Annotated in this window: 6 protein-coding genes; 3 read left to right on the top strand and 3 right to left on the bottom strand. The window is 72.0% G+C overall.

The window, feature by feature from the left end:
- Positions 1-24 precede the first annotated feature (24 nt).
- The gene (locus FHP29_RS21440) at positions 25-270 is read left to right on the top strand and encodes an acyl carrier protein (RefSeq protein WP_205013745.1); all 246 of its coding nucleotides are present in this window, start codon (positions 25-27) and stop codon (positions 268-270) included.
- 36 nt (positions 271-306) lie between these two features.
- Positions 307-1557, top strand: a complete 1251-nt coding sequence (locus FHP29_RS00160; RefSeq protein ID WP_139620857.1) for a beta-ketoacyl-[acyl-carrier-protein] synthase family protein — start codon at positions 307-309, stop codon at positions 1555-1557.
- Positions 1558-1670: 113 nt separating this feature from the next.
- Here FHP29_RS00160 and FHP29_RS00155 read toward each other — a convergent pair whose 3' ends face one another.
- Entirely contained in the window at positions 1671-2168 is a 498-nt protein-coding gene (locus tag FHP29_RS00155) for a DUF3145 domain-containing protein (protein WP_139620856.1), read from the bottom strand.
- Between the two features lie 217 nt (positions 2169-2385).
- On the bottom strand, positions 2386-3306 hold the full coding sequence (locus FHP29_RS00150) for an alpha/beta fold hydrolase (RefSeq protein ID WP_139620855.1): 921 nt from the start codon (positions 3304-3306) through the stop codon (positions 2386-2388).
- Between the two features lie 56 nt (positions 3307-3362).
- Here FHP29_RS00150 and FHP29_RS00145 point away from each other — a divergent pair, with 56 nt between their 5' ends.
- A complete protein-coding gene (locus FHP29_RS00145) occupies positions 3363-3971 on the top strand; it encodes a hypothetical protein (RefSeq protein ID WP_139620854.1) in 609 nt (202 codons plus the stop codon).
- 9 nt (positions 3972-3980) lie between these two features.
- On the opposite strand, the gene FHP29_RS00140 is transcribed toward FHP29_RS00145, so the two are convergent.
- On the bottom strand, positions 3981-4833 hold an 853-nt coding region (locus FHP29_RS00140), incomplete at its 5' end, for a tetratricopeptide repeat protein (RefSeq protein WP_240044208.1).

Raw genomic sequence — 4833 nt, 5'->3', positions numbered from 1 at the left:
CCAACCACGGGAGAACACGAGAAAATGAGCACCGAAGAGATCCGCGCCGCCCTCGCCGAGATCGTCAACGAGGTCGCCGGCATCCCGGCTGACGACGTGCAGCTGGACAAGTCGTTCAGCGACGACCTCGACGTCGACTCGCTCTCCATGGTGGAGGTCGTGGTCGAGGCCGAGGAGAAGTTCGGCGTCACCATCCCCGACGACGAGGTCAAGAACCTCAAGACCGTGGGCGACGCCGTCTCCTACATCGAGCGCAACAGCGCCTCCTGATCCACCGATCCACCGACCACTAGGAGACCGACAGTCATGTCCCGCACTCGTGTCGTCGTCACCGGCCTGGGCACCACCAACCCGCTGGGCGGCGACGTCGCCAGCACCTGGGAGGGCCTGCTCGCCGGTCGTTCGGGGGTGCGCTCCCTCGGCGACATGGCTGAGGGTCTCCCGGTGACCATCGGCGCCCCGGCCGCCGTCGACCCCACCGAGGTCCTCGACCGCGTCGTCGCCCGTCGGCTCGACCGCTCCTCGCAGCTCGCCCTGGTGGCGGCGCTCGAGGCGTGGGCCGATTCGGGCCTCGACAAGGTCAAGGACGCCGGCGACCTCGACGGCGACCGGTTCGGCGTCGCCTTCGCATCGGGCATCGGCGGCGTGCACACGCTGCTCTCGAACCACCAGATCCTGCTCGAGAAGGGCCCGCGCCGGGTCTCGCCGATCTCCGTTCCGATGCTGATGGCCAATGCCCCCGCGGCGTCCATCAGCCTCCGGCTCGGCGCCCGGGGACCGGTGAACACCCCCGTCTCGGCCTGCGCGTCGGGCAACGAGGCGGTCTCCCTGGCCGCCGACCAGATCCGCCTCGGCCGGGTCGACGTCGCCATCGCCGGCGGGACGGAGGCGGCGATCCACCCGCTGCCGATCGCCGCCTTCGCGAACATGATGGCGCTGTCGAAGAACGCCGGCGACCCGACCACGGTGTCGCGTCCCTTCGATGTGGACCGCGACGGGTTCGTGCTCGGCGAGGGCGCAGGCGCCCTGGTCCTCGAGTCGCTGGAGCACGCGCAGGCCCGCGGCGCTCGGATCTACGCCGAGGTGCTCGGCACCGGCATCACCGCCGACGCCCACGACATCGCGCAGCCGGACCCGGCCGGCCGCGGCGGCGCCCGCGCCATCCGCGCAGCCGTGCAGGACGCCGGGGTCACCCCGAGCGACATCGTCCACGTCAACGCGCACGCGACCTCGACCCCGCAGGGTGACGTCGCCGAGTCGCTGATGCTGCACGCCGTCCTCGGCTCGGCCGCCAACGACCTCGTCGTGTCGGCCACCAAGTCGATGACCGGCCACCTCCTCGGTGGCGCCGGCGCGCTGGAGGCGGTCGCCACGGTGCTCGCGATCCAGCACCGCACCGCTCCCCCGACGATCAACCTCGACGAGCAGGACTCGCGCGTCGAGCTCGACGTGGCCACCAAGCCGCGCGACCTGCCGGAGGGCGACATCGCGGCGATCAACAACTCCTTCGGCTTCGGCGGAGCCAACGTCGCGGTGATCTTCAGCTCGCCCAGCTGATCCAGCGGTCCGCCTGTCGGTCAGGCACATGCGAAGGCGCCCCGGCTCGATCACTCGAGCCGGGGCGCCTTCGCTCTCCGGCGGATGCCGGGAGGATCTGTCTCAGCCGGGAGTCAGACGACCTGGTGCAGCCAACGCACCGGGGCGCCCTCGCCGGCGTGCCGGAAGGTCTCCAGCTCGTCGTCCCACGGCTTGCCCAGCAGCTTGTCGATCTCGTTCTCGAGGGTGACCTCGCCGAGAGCCGCCCGGACCACGGAGGCCTTGAGCCGGTCCTCGGGGATCATGATGTCTCCGTGAAGGCCCATCACGGCGTGGAAGACGCCGAGGTCGGGGGTGTAGGAGAACCGCGCGCCCTCGGTCGAAGGCGTCGCCTCCTCGGTCACCTCGAACCGCAGGTGGTTCCAGCCGCGCAGCGCGGACGCCATCTCAGCGGCGGCGCCGACCTTGCCGGTCCAGGAGAACTCGGCGCGGTAGGTGCCCGACTGAGCAGGCTGCGGCGTCCAGTCGGGGTTGACGGGGACACCGAGGACGCCACCCACGGCCCACTCGATGTGCGGGCACAGCGCGGACGGCGCGGAGTGGACGTAGAACACGCCCCTGGTCGCACTCATGCTTCCGGTCACCACGAACCCTCGCTTCCTCCTACCTCCGGCGTGAGATACGCCTTCCCCAGCGGTCTCAACGGAGGTGTCGGAGTCGCGAACGCGTGCGGGCACCGTTGCGGAGTGACACCTGTGATGTTGTGTTCCCATTGTGGCCCATGGGACGGCTGGACACCAGCGGAACCCGCCGCGTGTCCGGATGGAGCTGGGTCACAGCCTGCCGCAGTCAGGCCCCGAGCGCGAGCAGCTCGTCCATGACCTTGATCGCGATGCCCAATCCACCGAGGTGGCTCTCGCCGTCGATCGTGGTCATCGTGGCGTCCGGGAGCCGCTCGACGCAGTGCTGACCGTGGCGGAACGGGACGATGTGGTCGTCGTCCCCGTGCCACCAGCGCACGGGCACGCCGACGTCGGCGAGCCGGAAGCCCCAGTCCCGGGTGAACAGCAGCAGGTCGGCGAGGGGTGCCGAGGTCTGGAAGCGGCTCCCGTTGAGCAGGTCGTCGAGGAACATCGCCTTGAACTCCGGGCGCCCCAGCAGGTTCTTGTCCCCGGGCGGCTGGACGGCGGCGTAGAGGTCCAGCGCGGGGCCGGCGAGCGGCCTCACGGTGCGGATCGCACCGGTGAGCGCGACGCCGAGGGGGACCCGGGTCGCGGCGAGCAGCGGCGCGGCATGGACGGCCAACCGGATGACGCCGCCGTCCGCGGCATCGGGGCCGCGGGTCGGCGCCACCCCGCCGAGGACGCCGACACCGTGGACGCGACCGGGCAGTGCCGCCCCGGCGGCCAGCGCATAGGGACCGCCGCCGGACAGGCCGATGACCCGCACCGAGTCGACGGCAAGGGCGTCGAGCAGCAGCGTGAGGTCGCTGGTCCAGTCGAGCACGTTGTCGTAGAGGTGCGGGGTGGACGACCCGATCCCGGGACGATCGATCCCGATGATCCGGGCACCGACCTCGTCGGCGTACGCACGCGCGTCGACCGGGATCTGGCGGCGCGCTCCGGGGGTGCCGTGCATCCACACGATGGCCGGCCCGCGAGGCGAGCCGTACTCGGCGAAGCTCAGCCGCCGGCCGTCCCGTACGGCGACGCTGCCCTCGAGGGTGGGCCGCTTGGGCTGCGCCGGACTGCTGAGCGCGGGGAACGTCATGCGCAGGAGTGTGGCAGGTCCGACACACCCGGGTCCTGGTGTCCTACGCTTCGGCCATGACCGACGGAGGAGCCGCGTCCAGCGTCACGCCGGCCTCGGGCCGCCGCCGCGCGGAGCGGCCGAGCCGCAGGCGGGAGACGCGCCTGGGTGCCCCGCCGGTTCCCCGGCCGTCGTTCCAGTCGCGTGGCTGGCGGATCGCCGGGCTGGTCGTGGCGCTGGCTCTCACGCTGGGCTGGCTCGTCTGGTACGCCATGACGCCGGAGCGCCTGCCCGTCTCGGCCAAGGTGGTCAACGCGAACGGCGTCGTCGGGACGCCGCTGTACGTCGGCATGTTCGCGGCGCCGGGCGACCTGGGTCGCACACTGCGGATCTCGGGGGTCCAGGTGCACACCACGAGCGACGTGAAGCTGAAGGTGACACCGCTGCTCTGCAGGCGAGGCACCGTCGGCGTCACGACCAAGCCGGAGGAGTTCTGCGCCGACCTCGTCGACCCCGCCGGCGAGCGTCTGGTCGGCGGGGACTCGATCGTCCTGCGGGTCGAGGCCGAGCAGGCCGCGTTGGCGGTGGTCGACCGGGTGCGGATCGCCTACCGCGAGGACGTCCGCTGGGACACCCAGCCGGCCGGCAACCGCCAGGCGATCGTGACGATCTCCGACCGCGCCTGAGCAGGGGGCTCAGCCGCGGTCGACCCGCTTCTCGAGGGACTCCGCCCGCTCCGCGGCATCGGTGATCTCGTCGGCGTCGATCGCGTTGGTCTTGTGGAACCACGTGAGGGCGTCGTTGAGGCGACCGGCCTCCTCGAGGGTGTCGGCGTAGGCGTAGCGCAGCCGGACCACCCACGGCTCGCGGGTCTTGGTGTTGAGCGGAGAGACCTCGAGGGTCCGCAGTGCCGCGTCGAGCTGACCCAGATCCCGGCGGGCACCGGCCTCGACCAGCGTCATCTCCGCCTTCGCGGCCGGAACGAACTTCACGACCGAAGGGCTCTTGGCCAGCTCGAGCGCTCGCGTGGGATTGCCGAGGGCGCGGTGGCAGTCGGCCATGATCGGGAGATAGGCGGTCGCACCGTTCATCCGCTTCGCCGCCCGCAGCTCCGAGAGCGCCTCGGCGTAGTGGCCGGCCGCATAGGCCGCCTCACCGACCGCCTCGCGCACGACGGCGATCCGGGGCGCGCGGGCCTTGGCGGCGAGCGTGTGCTGGTAGGCGGTCTCGGGCTCGTCATCGACGAGCTGACCGGCCGCGGCCAGGTGCCGCGCGACGCGAGCGGCGAGCTTCTCCGGCAGACCCTTGAGCTGGGCGCGGACCGAGGCGCTCAGCTCCGCGCCGCTGACGTCGTCGGGAAGCGGCGGACCGTCATAGATGGCCTGCTTCTCCGAGCGCTCGGCCGGGTCGAGCCGAGGACCGCGGTCGGCATCGGTGCGCGGCGCGGCGCGCCGCTCGCCACCGGGCTTCCCACCACGGCCGGCGGGCTTGCGATCTCCCGACGGCCAGCGATCACCGGAGGGCTTGCGGTCTCCGGAGGGCTTGCGG

The sequence above is a fragment of the Nocardioides albidus genome (genome assembly GCF_006335005.1).
GTDB lineage: Bacteria > Actinomycetota > Actinomycetes > Propionibacteriales > Nocardioidaceae > Nocardioides > Nocardioides albidus.
The sequence above is the reverse complement of the archived record's forward strand: the minus strand, read 5'-3'. Positions and strand labels throughout refer to the sequence as shown.

Coding starts and splice junctions, on each gene's coding strand:
- FHP29_RS21440 (WP_205013745.1), top strand. CDS start 25: ATGAGCACCGAAGAGATCCGCGCCGCCCTCGCCGAGATCGTCAACGAG.
- FHP29_RS00160 (WP_139620857.1), top strand. CDS start 307: ATGTCCCGCACTCGTGTCGTCGTCACCGGCCTGGGCACCACCAACCCG.
- FHP29_RS00155 (WP_139620856.1), bottom strand. CDS start 2,168: ATGAGTGCGACCAGGGGCGTGTTCTACGTCCACTCCGCGCCGTCCGCG.
- FHP29_RS00150 (WP_139620855.1), bottom strand. CDS start 3,306: ATGACGTTCCCCGCGCTCAGCAGTCCGGCGCAGCCCAAGCGGCCCACC.
- FHP29_RS00145 (WP_139620854.1), top strand. CDS start 3,363: ATGACCGACGGAGGAGCCGCGTCCAGCGTCACGCCGGCCTCGGGCCGC.